The 14,100-nt window shown below is 63.4% G+C and carries 13 protein-coding genes; 10 read left to right on the plus strand and 3 right to left on the minus strand.

The features are described 5' to 3' along the window. Window positions 1-17 precede the first annotated feature (17 nt). The 10 genes from recJ to CW305_RS04370 all read left to right on the plus strand — a co-directional run bounded on the left by recJ (window position 18) and on the right by CW305_RS04370 (window position 11,986). Window positions 18-1,733, plus strand: coding sequence for a single-stranded-DNA-specific exonuclease RecJ (recJ, locus tag CW305_RS04325; protein WP_104097186.1), 1,716 nt, complete (start codon window positions 18-20; stop codon window positions 1,731-1,733). A gap of 128 nt (window positions 1,734-1,861) precedes the next feature. Further along, window positions 1,862-3,955 carry a molybdopterin oxidoreductase family protein gene (locus CW305_RS04330; protein ID WP_104097187.1) on the plus strand — a complete coding sequence of 698 codons (2,094 nt, stop codon included), beginning with the start codon at window positions 1,862-1,864 and terminating at the stop codon, window positions 3,953-3,955. A 95-nt stretch (window positions 3,956-4,050) separates the two neighbouring features. Then, window positions 4,051-5,160, plus strand: a complete 1,110-nt coding sequence (locus CW305_RS04335; protein ID WP_104097188.1) for an NADH:flavin oxidoreductase/NADH oxidase — start codon at window positions 4,051-4,053, stop codon at window positions 5,158-5,160. A gap of 43 nt (window positions 5,161-5,203) precedes the next feature. After that, the gene (locus CW305_RS04340) at window positions 5,204-5,920 is read left to right on the plus strand and encodes a tellurite resistance TerB family protein (RefSeq protein WP_104097189.1); all 717 of its coding nucleotides are present in this window, start codon (window positions 5,204-5,206) and stop codon (window positions 5,918-5,920) included. A gap of 124 nt (window positions 5,921-6,044) precedes the next feature. Continuing rightward, window positions 6,045-7,140 (plus strand): peptide chain release factor 2 gene (gene prfB / locus CW305_RS04345; RefSeq protein ID WP_096780450.1). Its coding sequence is split into 2 segments (ribosomal slippage): window positions 6,045-6,116 and window positions 6,118-7,140, totalling 1,095 coding nucleotides; the frame shifts between segments, so codons are not numbered across the junction. 64 nt (window positions 7,141-7,204) lie between these two features. Beyond that, window positions 7,205-8,707: a lysine--tRNA ligase gene (lysS, locus tag CW305_RS04350; protein WP_104097190.1), complete on the plus strand. Its 1,503-nt coding sequence runs from the start codon at window positions 7,205-7,207 to the stop codon at window positions 8,705-8,707. Between the two features lie 90 nt (window positions 8,708-8,797). Then, on the plus strand, window positions 8,798-10,093 hold the full coding sequence (locus tag CW305_RS04355; protein WP_003283839.1) for a flavohemoglobin expression-modulating QEGLA motif protein: 1,296 nt from the start codon (window positions 8,798-8,800) through the stop codon (window positions 10,091-10,093). Window positions 10,094-10,135: 42 nt separating this feature from the next. After that, entirely contained in the window at window positions 10,136-10,795 is a 660-nt protein-coding gene (locus tag CW305_RS04360) for a Bax inhibitor-1 family protein (protein WP_104097191.1), read from the plus strand. 62 nt (window positions 10,796-10,857) lie between these two features. Beyond that, window positions 10,858-11,604, plus strand: coding sequence for a TIGR00266 family protein (locus CW305_RS04365; RefSeq protein WP_014820989.1), 747 nt, complete (start codon window positions 10,858-10,860; stop codon window positions 11,602-11,604). Between the two features lie 58 nt (window positions 11,605-11,662). After that, window positions 11,663-11,986, plus strand: coding sequence for a PA3694 family proteiin (locus tag CW305_RS04370; RefSeq protein ID WP_014820988.1), 324 nt, complete (start codon window positions 11,663-11,665; stop codon window positions 11,984-11,986). 68 nt (window positions 11,987-12,054) lie between these two features. Here CW305_RS04370 and lptF read toward each other — a convergent pair whose 3' ends face one another. The 3 genes from lptF to CW305_RS04385 form a co-directional block, all read right to left on the minus strand. Further along, on the minus strand, window positions 12,055-12,837 hold the full coding sequence (gene lptF / locus CW305_RS04375; RefSeq protein ID WP_014820987.1) for a lipotoxin F family OmpA-related lipoprotein LptF: 783 nt from the start codon (window positions 12,835-12,837) through the stop codon (window positions 12,055-12,057). 50 nt (window positions 12,838-12,887) lie between these two features. After that, window positions 12,888-13,280: a DUF4398 domain-containing protein gene (locus tag CW305_RS04380; RefSeq protein ID WP_014820986.1), complete on the minus strand. Its 393-nt coding sequence runs from the start codon at window positions 13,278-13,280 to the stop codon at window positions 12,888-12,890. 287 nt (window positions 13,281-13,567) lie between these two features. Beyond that, complete coding sequence (locus CW305_RS04385; protein ID WP_044315254.1) at window positions 13,568-13,918, minus strand: hypothetical protein; 351 nt, start codon at window positions 13,916-13,918, stop codon at window positions 13,568-13,570. Window positions 13,919-14,100 lie beyond the last annotated feature (182 nt).

The raw sequence follows: 14,100 nt of genomic DNA on the forward strand, positions 1-14,100 counted from the left end.
ACCGAGCCCGGAATTCCATGCGTATCGAACCCCGCCCCCTGCCCGAGCAGCTGCCCGACCTTGGCGAGCTGCCGCCGCTGCTGCAGCGCCTCTACGCGGCCCGTGGCGTGACCTGCGCTGAGGAGCTGGACAAGGGGCTGGCGCGGTTGATTCCTTATAAGCAGCTCAAGGGCATCGATGCCGCGGTGGAACTGCTGGTCGAGGCGCTGGAAAAGCGTCAGCGCATCCTGTTCGTCGGCGATTTCGATGCCGATGGCGCGACGGCCAGCACCGTGGGTGTACTTGGCTTGCGCCAGCTTGGCGCTGCCCACGTCGATTACCTGGTGCCCAATCGCTTCGAGTACGGGTACGGTCTGACCCCTGAAATCGTTGCCGTTGCCTTGCAGCGCGAGCCCGATCTGCTGGTGACCGTGGACAACGGCATCTCCAGTGTCGACGGCGTGGCGGCGGCCAAGGCCGCAGGGCTCAAGGTGCTGGTCACGGACCATCACCTGCCGGGCCACGAACTGCCGGCGGCTGATGCCATCGTCAACCCCAATCAGCCTGAGTGCGCCTTTCCCAGCAAGTGCATCGCCGGTGTCGGGGTCATCTTCTATGTGCTGCTGGCATTACGCGCTCGCCTGCGTGAGCTGAACTGGTTCACCCGTCAGGGCTGGGCCGAGCCGAATCTGGCTGAGCTGCTCGATCTGGTGGCGCTGGGCAGTGTCGCCGACGTGGTACCGCTGGATGCCAACAACCGCATCCTGGTCCATCAGGGCTTGGCGCGGATTCGCGCGGGGCGGGCGAGGGCGGGCCTGCGGGCGATTCTCGAAGTGGCGGGGCGCGACCATCGACGCATCACCTCTACCGACCTGGGCTTCATTCTCGGACCGCGGCTCAACGCGGCCGGGCGGCTGGATGACATGTCGCTGGGCATCGAATGCCTGCTCTGCGAGGACGAGGCACTGGCGCGCGACATGGCGGTCCAGCTCGATGAGTTGAATAAAGACCGCAAGAGCATTGAGCAGGGCATGCAGCGCGAGGCGCTGGCGCAGCTCAAGGACCTGCCGCTGGAGGATCTTCCGTTCGGCCTGTGCCTGTTCGAGGCGGACTGGCATCAGGGCGTGATCGGCATCCTGGCTTCGCGCCTGAAGGAGCGCTACCACCGCCCGACCATCGCCTTCGCCGATGCTGGCGACGGGCTGCTCAAGGGGTCGGCGCGCTCGGTGCCGGGCTTTCATATCCGCGATGCGCTGGATGCGGTTGCCGCCAAGCATCCTGGCTTGATCAGCAAGTTCGGCGGGCACGCCATGGCGGCCGGGCTGTCGCTGCCGCAAGCCAACTTCGGTGCCTTCGCCGCCGCCTTCGATGCCGAAGTGCGCCGCCAGCTGTGCGAGGACGATCTCACCGGTCGGCTGCTTACCGACGGCCAGCTCAGCGTCGAGGAGTTCCACCTGGAACTGGCGCGTGCGCTGCGCAACGCCGGGCCCTGGGGCCAGCACTTTCCCGAGCCGATGTTTCATGGGGTGTTCCAGTTGGTGCAGCAGCGTATCGTCGGCGAGCGCCATCTGAAGCTGGTGCTCAAGAGCGAATGTGGATCGCTGACCCTCGACGGCATTGCCTTCAACGTCGACCGCGAAATCTGGCCGAATCCGACGGTGCGCTGGGCGGAGCTGGCCTACAAGCTGGACGTCAACGAGTACCGCGGTCAGGAAAGCGTGCAGCTGATGGTGGCGCATATCGCCCCGCGCTGATCGATGCATGCCGGCTGACGATAGGCCGGCTGAATCCAGCGCCATTCCCCGTAAAGACGTCTGATTGTTGCCCATGGCCGTGGCGCCTAGAGTGGCTGGACAACAACAGCGCCATGCGGGAATCCGAAATGAGCGACACGACCGTCCACCACCGTGCCTGTCATCTGTGCGAAGCCATCTGTGGTCTGACTATCCAGACCGAAGGCGAGCGAATCCTCTCGATCAAGGGCGACCCCCTCGACAGCTTCAGCCGCGGCCATATCTGTCCCAAGGCTGTCGCCCTGCAGGACATCCAGAACGACCCTGACCGGCTGCGCCACCCGATGCGGCGCTGCGGCGATGAGTGGCAAGCGATCGGCTGGGACGAGGCGTATGAACTGGTCGCTGAGCGCCTCGCTGAGATCCGCGAGCGCCACGGCGCCAATGCCGTGGCCATCTATCAGGGCAACCCGAGTGTGCACAACTACGGGCTGATGACCCACAGCAACTACTTCCTTGGGCTGCTGAAGACGCGCAATCGCTTTTCCGCGACCTCGGTCGATCAGCTGCCGCATCACCTGACCAGCCATCTGATGTACGGCCACGGCCTGTTGCTGCCGGTGCCGGACATCGATCACACCGATTTCATGTTGATCCTGGGGGGCAATCCGCTGGCGTCCAACGGCAGCATCATGACCGTGCCTGACGTGGAAAAACGGTTGAAGGCGATCCGTGCCCGCGGAGGCAAGCTGGTGGTGGTCGACCCGCGGCGCAGCGAGACCGCCGCGATAGCCGATCAACATCTGTTCGTGCGCCCCGGACAGGACGCCGCGCTGCTGTTCGGGCTGCTCAATACTCTGTTCGAGGAAGGCCTGACACGTACCACCGAACTCCCGCTGGACGGCATCGAGGAGGTGCGAAAGGCAATCGCCGCCTTTACGGCAGAGGCGATGAGCGCCCGTTGCGGAGTACCGGCCGAACAGATCCGCCAGTTGGCGCGGGACTTCGCGGCGGCGGACAGGGCGGTCTGCTACGGACGCATGGGCGTTTCGACCCAGGCCTTCGGCACGCTCTGCCAGTGGCTGGTGCAGCTGATCAACCTGGTCACCGGCAACCTCGACAGGGTCGGCGGCGCGCTGTGCACCGAGCCGGCGGTGGATCTGGTGGAGACCACCAAGGGCGGCCATTTTGACGCCTGGCGTAGTCGGGTGTCGCAACTGCCCGAATATGGCGGCGAACTACCGGTAGCGGCATTGGCCGAAGAGATGCTCGAGCCTGGGGAAGGGCAGGTGCGTGCGCTGATCACCGTGGCCGGCAACCCGGTGCTTTCCACACCCAACGGGCGCAAGCTGGAGCAGGCGCTGGATGGCCTGGAGTTCATGCTCAGCGTGGATTTCTACATCAACGAAACCACTCGCTATGCCGACGTGATCCTGCCGCCGACCGCGCCGCTGGAGCACGACCATTACGATGCGACATTCAATCTGCTCGCCGTGCGCAACGTCACCCGCTTCAACCAGCCGGTGCTGCCCAAGCCCGAGGGCGCGCTGCACGACTGGGAAATCTTCATCGGGCTGGCTAAGGCCTACGCGGGGCGGGTGGGTGTCGAGCTGAAGCCCACCATGCCGCCGCAGCAGATGATGGACCTGGCGCTGCGCCATGGGCCATACGGTGACAAGTCAGAGCGCAAGCTGAGCCTGGCAGCGCTGGAGGATTATCCCCACGGTCTGGATCTCGGGCCGCTCAAGCCGAATCTGGCGAGGCGCCTGAAAACGCCGAGCAAGCGCATCCAGGCCGCGCCGGCGTTGATGCTGGACGATCTGCAGCGTTTCGCCGCCGAGCCGCAGACCAAGAGCGACGAGCTGCTGCTGATCGGCCGCCGGCATGTACGCAGCAACAATTCCTGGATGCACAACTACCAGCGCCTGGTGAAGGGCAAGCCGCGTCACCAGCTGCTGATGCACCCTGCGGACATGGCTGCTCGGACTTTGCAGGATGGCCAGCGGGTGCGCGTGCATTCCCGGGTCGGCGTGGTCGAGGTGGAGGCGCTGGCCAGCGAGGAGATGATGCCCGGCGTGGTCAGCCTGCCGCATGGCTGGGGCCACGCCCGTCCTGGCGTGCAAATGGATATCGCCCGGCAGCAACCGGGCGCCAGCAGTAACGACCTGACTGACGAGCGCCAGTTGGATGTATCCGGCAATGCCGCGCTCAACGGTGTGCCGGTGCAGGTTAGCGCTGCCTGAGGCAGACAGTTCCACCGATGTCGGGCTGGGCATGAGCGGCGAAACGGTCTCTACTGACGGGTGTCAAATCCGCATCACCGACAGTAGAGGCCGACATGTCCCAGCTTTTCCAGCCGCTTACCCTGCGCCAGCTCAAACTGCCCAACCGGATTGCCGTATCGCCCATGTGCCAGTACTCGGCGAAGGCCGGGATGGCGAACGACTGGCATCTGGTGCATCTGGGCAGTCGGGCCGTCGGTGGCGCCGGGCTGGTGATCATCGAAGCGACGGCGGTCAGCCCTGAGGGGCGTATTTCGCCGGACGACCTCGGCATCTGGTCCGAGGAGCATGTCGAGCCGCTACGCCGTATCACCCGCTTCATCGAGGCGCAGGGCGCGTTCGCCGGCGTGCAGCTGGCCCATGCCGGGCGCAAGGCGAGTACGTGGCGGCCCTGGCTCGGCAAGCATGGCAGCGTGCCCATCGCCGCTGGCGGTTGGACCCCGGTCGGCCCTTCGACCATTGCTTTCTCGCCTGAACATGCCGTGCCGACGGCGCTGGACGATGCCGGCATCGCGGGCGTCGTGCAGGCGTTCGTCGAGGCGGCCGAGCGCTCATTGGCAGCCGGCTTCAAGGTCGCCGAGGTGCATGCGGCCCATGGCTACCTGCTGCATCAGTTCCTTTCGCCGCTATCCAATCAGCGCCAGGATCGTTACGGCGGCTCGTTCGATAACCGTATCCGCCTGCTCCTGGAGGTTACGGCGGCTGTTCGCGAGGTCTGGCCCGAGGAATTGCCGCTGTTCGTCCGCCTCTCGGCGACCGACTGGGTCGATGATGGCTGGAATGCCGACGAAACCGTCGAACTCGCGCGGCGGCTCAGGGAAATTGGCGTCGACCTTATCGACGTGTCATCCGGCGGCACTGCTGCCAACGCCTATATTCCAGTCGGGCCGGGCTACCAGACCCAGTTCGCCGAGCGCGTGCGCAAGGAGGCGGGTATCGCCACCGGCACGGTCGGCATGATCACCGAGGCGGTGCAGGCCGAACACATCCTGCGCACCGGTCAGGCCGACCTGATTCTGCTCGCCCGCGAACTGCTGCGTGATCCGTACTGGCCGCTGCATGCCGCCGAGGACCTGCGTGACAGTTCCGTGGCCTGGCCGGCGCAGTACGTGCGTGCCGCCCATCGCGACACGCCGATTCGTCAGGTGCCCGAGTCGTTCGACTGAGCACTGCTGTTCAAATCCTGATTCAATCCGTTTGGGGACTTCGATGAAAACCAGTGGCCTTCTCGATCAACTGCTCAGGTCCGGTCAGGACCTGCTGCAGAAGCAGCAATCCAGTGCAGGCGGAAAGCCCGGCAAAGGCGGTTTGAGCGACCTGCTTTCCGGCGTTGGCGGCGGTTCGCTCGGCAATGCCCTGTCGGGTGCCGGTGGCGGCGCGCTGGCGGCCGGTGCCATGGGCCTGCTGCTGGGCAACCGCAAGGTACGCAAGATGGGCGGCAAGGCGGTGACCTACGGCGGTCTGGCTGCACTCGGGGTGCTGGCCTACAAGGCGTACAGCAATTGGCAGGCACAGCAGGGCGGGACGCAGCAGCAGACGCCACAGACCATCGATCGCCTACCGCCGGCAGAGGTCGAGGTCCACAGCCAGGGCATTCTCAAGGCACTGGTGGCAGCGGCCAAGGCCGACGGCCATGTCGATGCCCGAGAGCGTCAGCTGATCGAGGCGGAGCTGGGCAAGCTGGCCGATGCTGATCTGCAGCACTGGCTGGAGGCTGAGCTGAACAAGCCGCTGGACCCGGCTGACGTGGCCAGTGTCGCCAGTACCCCGGAGATGGCTGCGGAGATGTATCTGGCCAGCGTGCTGATGGTCGACGAGGAGCATTTCATGGAGCGTGCCTATCTGGATGAACTTGCCCGCTGTCTGCAGCTCGATCCGCAACTCAAAGCCGAGCTGGAAAGCCAGGTACGCGGTGTGAGTGCCTGATCGACCGTCATGAGGGCAAATCCGTTTCCTGACCGTCCGCCGGCACGTCCGGCGGGCTGTCAGCACGGGTCGGCTGAGTTATAATCGCCGGCTTTTGCACCGTCCGATTGAGAGCTGCCTACCTATGGAAATCAACCCGATCCTCAACAGCATCAAGGACCTGTCCGAGCGCACCCTGTCAATTCGGGGGTATCTTTGACTACGATCAGAAGCATGATCGTCTCGTCGAAGTAAACCGCGAACTCGAAGACCCCAACGTCTGGAACAAGCCCGAATACGCCCAGAGCCTGGGCCGTGAACGCGCCACCCTGGCGCAGATTGTCGAAACCATCGATGATCTCGATGGCGGACTTGCCGACTCTCGCGACCTGCTCGACATGGCGGTCGAAGAAGATGATCAAGGCGCCGTTGATGATGTGGCCGCCGAGCTGGACCGTCTGCGCGGAATCCTCGAAAAGCTCGAATTCCGCCGCATGTTCAGCCACGAGATGGACCCGAATAACTGCTACCTGGACATCCAGGCTGGTTCCGGCGGCACCGAGGCGCAGGACTGGGCGAACATCCTGCTGCGCATGTACCTGCGCTGGGCCGACAAGCGCGGTTTCACTGCCGAGATCGTCGAGCTGTCCGAGGGCGAAGTCGCCGGTATCAAGGGCGCTACCGTTCACATCAAGGGTGAATATGCTTTTGGCTGGTTGCGCACCGAGATCGGTGTGCACCGCCTGGTGCGCAAGAGTCCGTTCGACTCCGGCGCGCGCCGCCACACCTCGTTCTCGGCAGTGTTCGTCTCGCCCGAGATCGACGACAGGGTCGAGATCGAGATCAACCCGGCCGACCTGCGCATCGATACCTACCGCTCCTCCGGTGCTGGTGGTCAGCACGTCAACACCACCGACTCGGCAGTGCGTATCACCCACGTACCGACCAACACCGTAGTGGCCTGTCAGAACGAGCGTTCCCAGCATGCCAACAAGGACACCGCCATGAAAATGCTGCGGGCCAAGTTGTACGAACTGGAAATGCAGAAGCGCAACGCCGCCTCTCAGGCGCTGGAAGACAGCAAGTCGGACATTGGCTGGGGGCACCAGATCCGTTCCTACGTGCTCGACGACTCGCGCATTAAGGATCTGCGTACCGGTGTGGAGCGCAGCGATTGCCAGAAGGTGCTCGACGGCGACCTCGACGGATACCTCGAAGCCAGCCTGAAACAGGGGCTCTGAGAGCAGCTGCAAGCCTCAAGCCGCAAGCACCTCCATTGAAACGATTTGACCGGGACGACCCGCAATGAGCGAACAACCGCTGAACCAGCACGCCATCCAAGAGGAAGAAAACAAGCTGATTGCCCAGCGCAAGGAAAAGCTTGCTGCCGTGCGCGAGCAGGGCAATGCCTTCCCCAATGACTTCCGTCGCGACCGCTATGCAGGCGACCTGCAGAAACAGTACGCCGAGAAGACCAAGGAGGAGTTGGAGGCGGCCGCCATTCCGGTCAAGGTCGCCGGGCGCATCATGCTCAACCGCGGGCCATTCATGGTGCTGCAGGATATGAGCGGGCGCATCCAGGTCTATGTCGATCGCAAGACGCTGCCGGCCGAGCAGGTCGAGGCGGTCAAGCACTTCGACCTGGGCGACATCATTGCCGCCGAGGGCACCCTGGCGCGCTCCGGCAAGGGCGACCTCTACGTCTACATGAACAGCGTGCGCCTGCTGACCAAGTCGCTGCGCCCGCTGCCGGACAAGTTCCACGGCCTGACCGACACCGAGCAGCGCTATCGCCAGCGCTACGTCGACCTGATGGTCAACGAGGAGGTGCGTGAAACGTTCCGTGTGCGCTCCCAGGTCATCTCGCATATCCGCAAGTTCCTCGCCGAGCGTGACTTCCTCGAAGTCGAAACGCCGATGCTGCAGACCATTCCCGGCGGCGCTGCGGCCAAACCGTTCGAGACCCATCACAACGCGCTGGACATGCCGATGTTCCTGCGCATCGCGCCGGAGCTCTACCTCAAGCGTCTGGTGGTCGGTGGCTTCGAGCGCGTGTTCGAGATCAACCGCAACTTCCGTAACGAAGGCGTCTCGACCCGGCACAACCCCGAGTTCACCATGCTCGAGTTCTACCAGGCTTACGCCGACTACGAAGACAACATGGATCTCACCGAGGAGCTGTTCCGCGAGCTGGCCCAGGCCGTGCTTGGCGGCACCGACGTGCCCTACGGCGACAAGGTGTTCCATTTCGGCGAGCCGTTCGCGCGGCTGTCGGTGTTCGACTCGATCCTCAAGTTCAACCCGGAGATATCGGCCTCCGATCTCAACGATCTGGAGAAGGCCCGTGCCATCGCCAAGAAGGCCGGCGCCAAGCTGCTCGGCCATGAAGGCCTGGGCAAGCTGCAAGTGATGATTTTCGAGGAGCTGGTCGAGCACAAGCTGGAACAGCCGACCTTCATCACCGAGTACCCGTTCGAGGTCTCGCCGCTGGCCCGACGCAACGATCGCAACCCCAACGTCACCGACCGCTTCGAACTGTTCATTGGTGGCCGCGAGATCGCCAACGCCTATTCCGAGCTCAACGATGCCGAGGATCAGGCCGAGCGCTTCCACGCGCAGGTGGCGGACAAGGATGCCGGCGATGACGAAGCCATGCACTTCGACGCCGACTTCGTTCGTGCGCTGGAGTACGGCATGCCGCCAACCGCGGGCGAGGGTATCGGCATCGATCGCCTGGTGATGCTGCTGACCAACTCGCCTTCGATCCGCGACGTGATCCTCTTCCCGCACATGCGTCCGGAACTCTGATCCACTGAGCGTCGACCGACCCGCAGTGTGCCGGCCTCGGCCGCTGCGGGTATAACCTCAAGGGTACGGGTCATCCGTGAAGAGGGACTGATGAACAGCCGTAACAACCTGGACGAGTATCAGACCATCGTGCGCGGGCTGTCCGACCGCATCGTCGAGGCGCAGACGCCAGTGCGCGTACTGGACGCGGTGAAGTGGGACGAGAATACCCGCCAGGGTTTTTTCGCCGCCAAGGGCCGCGAGCTGCCGAAGATCGATCGCGGCTACTACGAGGGCCGGCCACTGGCCTTCGATTCCAGCGCCAAGAAGCAGGAATTCCAGGACATCGAGCGCGACATCACCCGCCAGCTAGGCCAGTTCAACCCCGTCGGGCAGATCATGCGGCGCATGTGCAAGGAATACCGCATGGTCATCCGCATGCTCGAGGCGCGTGGCACACCGGACTTCGGCATGATCTCCCAGGAGCTCTACGGCGCGGCATCCGACGCCTTCCATGCTGGCGATCCAACCCTGGCCGACCTCGGCCTTATGCTCTCCGACTATCTGAACAACATCGCCGACCGTGGCGACCTGCGTGACGAGCCGAAGAATCTCACCGCGCCGCAGGCCGTCGAGCTGCTGCAGAAGCGGCTGGATGTGGTGTTCGGCGAAGGCGAGGGCGTGATCCGTGTTTTCGAATCCGACGGCATCCTCGCCGATGCGGCAGCGGGCGCCGACTACATCAAGATCCGCAGCGACGCGCTGTTCAACGAGCGTGACGTGCGCGCGCTGGAGGTTCACGAAGGACTGGTGCATGTCGGCACCACGCTCAACGGGCAGAACCAGCCGATCTGCACCTTCCTCGCCAAGGGGCCACCGTCCTCGACGGTGACCCAGGAGGGCCTGGCCATCCTGATGGAAGTCATCGCCTTCGCCTCCTACCCGACGCGCCTGCGCAAGCTGACCAACCGCACCCGCGCCATCCACATGGCCGAGGAGGGCGCGGATTTCCTCGACGTGTTCGCCTTCTTCCGCGAGCAGGGCTATGGCGACGACGATTGCTACAGCAATGCCAGCCGGGTGTTCCGCGGCTCGACCCCCGATGGTTTGCCCTTCACCAAGGACCTGTCCTACCTGAAGGGCTTCATCATGATCTACAACTACATCCAGCTAGCCGTGCGCAAAGGCCGGCTGGAGCAGATCCCGCTGCTGTTCTGCGGCAAGACCACGCTTGAGGACATGCGCACGCTGCGCCAGCTGGTAGACGAGGGCATGGTCGTCCCGCCCAAGTATCTGCCGCAGCAATTTCAGGACCTCAATGCGCTGTCGGCTTGGATGTGCTTCTCCAACTTCCTCAATCACCTGAGCCTGGATCGCATCGAAGCCGACTACGCGAACATTCTCTGATCCCGGATATCCGACACCACCCACGCAAGGAAGCGTAACGATATGGAAAACCCGGTCTTTGCCCGCCAGTCCAGTCCGCTCGATCGCACCCTCTCGGCTGGCGCCTACAACCTCGTCATCGGCCTCACGCTTTGCTGGGGCTTCTGGGTCAACTGGTGGATGGTCGGCAACATCCCGGTCGAGTCCATTCGCAGCATCCATCCCTGGCTGTTCTTTGGCGGCTACTTCGCTAGCTGCCTCACCGGCGCCTGGCTGTTTCATCGTTCGAACCAGCCCTGGGTGAGTTTTTTCGGCTACAACCTGGTCGTGGTGCCGTTCGGGCTTATCGTCAACCTGGTGGTGAGCCGCTACGACGCCTCTCTGGTGCATGAGGCGATACGCATCACCGCGCTGGTTACCCTGGGCATGATGCTGCTCGGCACGCTGTTTCCGAAGTTCTTCGCCAGCATCGCCGGTGCGCTGACAGTGGCGTTGTTGCTGGTGATCGTCGTCGAGTTGGTCGAGGTGTTCATCCTCGGCATTCATCACGGCGTGATCGACTGGATCGTCGTGCTGATCTTCTGCGGCTATGTCGGCGTGGACTGGGGCCGGGCGAATCAGATCCCCAAGACGCTGGACAATGCGATTGACAGCGCAGCCGCGCTCTATATGGACATCATCAACCTGTTCCTGCGTATCCTGCGCATTCTCGGGCGCAAATAGGCAACGGCGGGGAGCTGCCGGATCCTTGCAGCGCCGCAACCCGATCGCTTCAGGAGCTCGCCGTGTCCAGCCACGAACTCGAATACGAAATCCTCGGTCAGTCCGCGCAAAGCGTGGAGATCATCCTCGATCCAGACGAGACGGTGATCGCCGAAGCCGGAGCAATGAACTACATGACCGACGGCGTGCGTTTCGAAGCGCGCATGGGCGACGGTTCGGCGAGCGGCGTGCTCGGCAAGCTGTGGGGCGCGGGCAAGCGCATGTTCACCGGCGAGTCACTGTTCCTCACTCACTTCACCAATGAAAGCAAGGCCAAGGCACGCGTGGCCTTCGCCGCGCCTTATCCGGGCACAGTGGTAGCGATTGATCTTGCTGCTGTGGGCGGCAAGCTGTTTTGTCAGAAGGATGCCTTTCTCTGCGCGGCTTATGGCACGTGCATCGGCATAAGCTTCAGCAAGCGCATCGGCGCAGGCTTCTTCGGTGGCGAGGGATTCATCCTGCAGCGCCTGGAAGGCGATGGACTGGCCTTCGTGCATGCCGGCGGCACCGTGATTCGCAAGGAGCTGAACAACGAAACCCTGCGGCTGGATACCGGCTGCCTGGTGGCCTTCACGCAGGGCATCGACTACGACATCCAGCTTGCCGGCGGCCTCCGGAGCATGCTGTTCGGTGGCGAAGGGCTGCTGCTCACCACCCTCAAGGGCACCGGCAGCGTCTGGATCCAGAGCCTGCCCTTCTCGCGCCTGGCCGAGCGGGTCTACGAGGCGACCTCACAGGCCCGCGGTGAAACCCGCGCCAGCGGTAAATGAGCCGCAGGCGACCTTCGAATTTGTCACAATGCGCCTCTTTGCCTCGATGAGACCGTCCATGTCCGAACGCAATCCCATTCCCCTGATCCTGACCGCCATCGGCAGCGTGCTTGGCACGGTCGCGGTGCTGTCCTATTACGGCTACGTGCATATCGCCAAGCCAGAGGATGCGTTGCTGCTGGCTGACTACACCATGCTCAAGACCGTTCCCGGCGAGGATTACCGGGTATCGCTGAAGCCGGCGTCGCAGGTGGCTCAGTGCATCGATGGTGTGCTGGTGCTGTTCGATACCGAACAGAAGGGCCTGACAGGCGTGCTGGTCGACAGGAAGAAGCGCGCCGTGCGCTGCATGGGTCAGGATGCGCCGCAGGAGAGCAAATAAAACAGCCCGTCAGGGCGACGGGCTGCTAAAGGGGCAGGGCATCAGCTCGCCATGCCCACGGTCCGTGGTCACTCCATCGACGAACGTGGCGCGACGCGCTGGCTGTCGTTGGAGATAGTCACCTCGACGCGGCGATTCATCGCGCGGCTGGACGGCGAGTCGTTGCTCGCAACCGGGTATTGCTCGCCATAGCCCACCGCCTGGATGCGCTGTGGATCGACGCCCGCGTGGGTCAATGCGCGGCGCACGGATTGGGCGCGGCGCTCGGAAAGCTGCTGGTTGTAAGAGTCGGAGCCGGTGCTGTCGGTATAACCCTCGACTACCACCTTGCGCTCCGGATTCTCGTTCAGGAACTCAGCGAGCTTCTGGATGCCGCGCATACCGGCCGGTTTAAGTTCGGCCTTGTCCAGGTCGAACAGAACGTCACCGAAGGTCACCAGGGTGCCGCGCTCGGTCTGCTTGGCCTGCATGTCCTCCTGCAGCTTGCGGATCTGCGCGTCCCGGGCTTCGAGGCGGGCTTCGGCGCGCTGCGCGGAGGCCTTGCCGAGATCCTCTTCGGCCGCGCGCAGGGCAATAGTCTGCTCGGCCAGTTCGATGCGGCGCTTGGTCAGGTAGGCCAGCTGATCCACCGTTTCTTCGTCGGCATCGTTCAGATATGCCTTGTTGGCCTTGTCCAGCATGTTGCTGGCGTCCTGGGTTTCCAGGGCTGCGACCTTGCTTGAGCGGGCGTCGCTCTGCAGAGCGGAGAAGCTGCTGCGCGCCTCTTCAAGGTTCTGATTGGGCTGGTTGGCGCAGGCCACTAGGCCGATGCTCAGGGCCAGCATGGTAGGTAGGGTTACAAGCTTGTGCATGACGAGTTCATCCTATTGGCTATAAACGGAATGGCGGGCGTGGCGAGGAATCAGCGAACGTTGCGCATGCCTTCTTCGCGCAATTCCTGAATCCCCTGCTGCGCATCTTCGACGGCCTTCTGAGCCTTCGCCGCTTCAGCCTTGCGTTGGGCTACGCGGGCATCCCATTCGGCCTGTTCGGCCAGCTTGCGGGCTTGTTCGTAGTTTTCTTTCTGCATGGCCAGTTCGGCCTCTTTCCACTTTTCCTGCGCGGCGCGCATTTCCACTGCGGCATACTCGGTACCACCAGCGCTTACGGCGCTGCGCACGGCCGATTCAGTCACGGCGAACTGCTCGGTCGGTGGGTTGCCGGCGCATGCGGTCAGCAGCAGGCCACCAAGTGCAATGGCCGCCAGCTTGGGTAGCTGAAATCTCGAAGCGTGGGTTGCGACAGCTTTGTTCATGGTCAGTCTCCAGTTCGAATTGCTCAACGAATAGCTACCGTCCCTGGCCGGGCAGTGTGCTGAATAGGGCACTACCGATGTCGGGACATATCTTTGTGAGGCCAAATGGCGCTAATCGTTCAGTGAAAGTTGGCGGGCTAGAGCGGTTGTCATCGGGGAATCCGCTACCAGCGCGGTATTAACGGGGTGGGGACTGGCCTGCGCGGGCAGGGCGGGCGTATGCAACAAGGGTGACCTGTGTGATGGCGCCCTGAGCGGGCGCCGAGCGTACAGGGTGCGCTTTCGGGTCAGGCCGGTGGGGTAGAAGACGCTTCCTCGTCGAGCATGCGCTTGAGATGTTTGCGCGAGAGCTCGAGAAAGCGCGGGGTGGGCCCGATGTCTTCGTAGACCGGGTCGCCCTGTTCGTCAGTGGCGATGACCTGGGTGCCGCGCTCATACGGAAGGCTGGTTTCGACGGCTTCGAGGGCCGCACCAACCAGCTCGCCGAGCAGCGCTTCGGTGCTGCGCTTGGGGTACATCTCGGCGAGGGCCGCGAGCCGCGCCGCGCTCTCGACGTCCAGCGGAATGCTGTAGGTTGTCTGGCTCATGTGACCCTTGGCGTCGCGTTCCCAATGGCTGACCAGCTCGGAAATTCTCATGATTACTCCTTTGCCCGCGCTTACGAGCGGTGATGACATGTGCAATCGTGCTGTCCGCAACAGGGTCGTCGGCGTTGACGCCTTGTCATGACCGGATGCGGTGGGCACTCTGGTTGGAGGTAATTTCAGCGTAGCCGTTCAGGATCGTTTTCTCCGCGGCGCGTCTGATAAGCAGCGGCGAG

Origin of the sequence: Stutzerimonas kunmingensis, assembly GCF_002929225.1 — a bacterium.
Taxonomy (GTDB): domain Bacteria; phylum Pseudomonadota; class Gammaproteobacteria; order Pseudomonadales; family Pseudomonadaceae; genus Stutzerimonas.

What these genes read in the sequence shown, in the direction of transcription:
- CW305_RS04335 (WP_104097188.1), top strand. Translation starts at nt 4,051, where the DNA reads ATGTCCCAGCTTTTCCAGCCGCTTACCCTGCGCCAGCTCAAACTGCCC.
- CW305_RS04385 (WP_044315254.1), bottom strand. Translation starts at nt 13,918, where the DNA reads ATGAGAATTTCCGAGCTGGTCAGCCATTGGGAACGCGACGCCAAGGGT.
- CW305_RS04360 (WP_104097191.1), top strand. Translation starts at nt 10,136, where the DNA reads ATGGAAAACCCGGTCTTTGCCCGCCAGTCCAGTCCGCTCGATCGCACC.
- recJ (WP_104097186.1), top strand. Translation starts at nt 18, where the DNA reads ATGCGTATCGAACCCCGCCCCCTGCCCGAGCAGCTGCCCGACCTTGGC.
- lysS (WP_104097190.1), top strand. Translation starts at nt 7,205, where the DNA reads ATGAGCGAACAACCGCTGAACCAGCACGCCATCCAAGAGGAAGAAAAC.
- CW305_RS04340 (WP_104097189.1), top strand. Translation starts at nt 5,204, where the DNA reads ATGAAAACCAGTGGCCTTCTCGATCAACTGCTCAGGTCCGGTCAGGAC.
- CW305_RS04370 (WP_014820988.1), top strand. Translation starts at nt 11,663, where the DNA reads ATGTCCGAACGCAATCCCATTCCCCTGATCCTGACCGCCATCGGCAGC.
- lptF (WP_014820987.1), bottom strand. Translation starts at nt 12,837, where the DNA reads ATGCACAAGCTTGTAACCCTACCTACCATGCTGGCCCTGAGCATCGGC.
- CW305_RS04355 (WP_003283839.1), top strand. Translation starts at nt 8,798, where the DNA reads ATGAACAGCCGTAACAACCTGGACGAGTATCAGACCATCGTGCGCGGG.
- CW305_RS04330 (WP_104097187.1), top strand. Translation starts at nt 1,862, where the DNA reads ATGAGCGACACGACCGTCCACCACCGTGCCTGTCATCTGTGCGAAGCC.
- CW305_RS04380 (WP_014820986.1), bottom strand. Translation starts at nt 13,280, where the DNA reads ATGAACAAAGCTGTCGCAACCCACGCTTCGAGATTTCAGCTACCCAAG.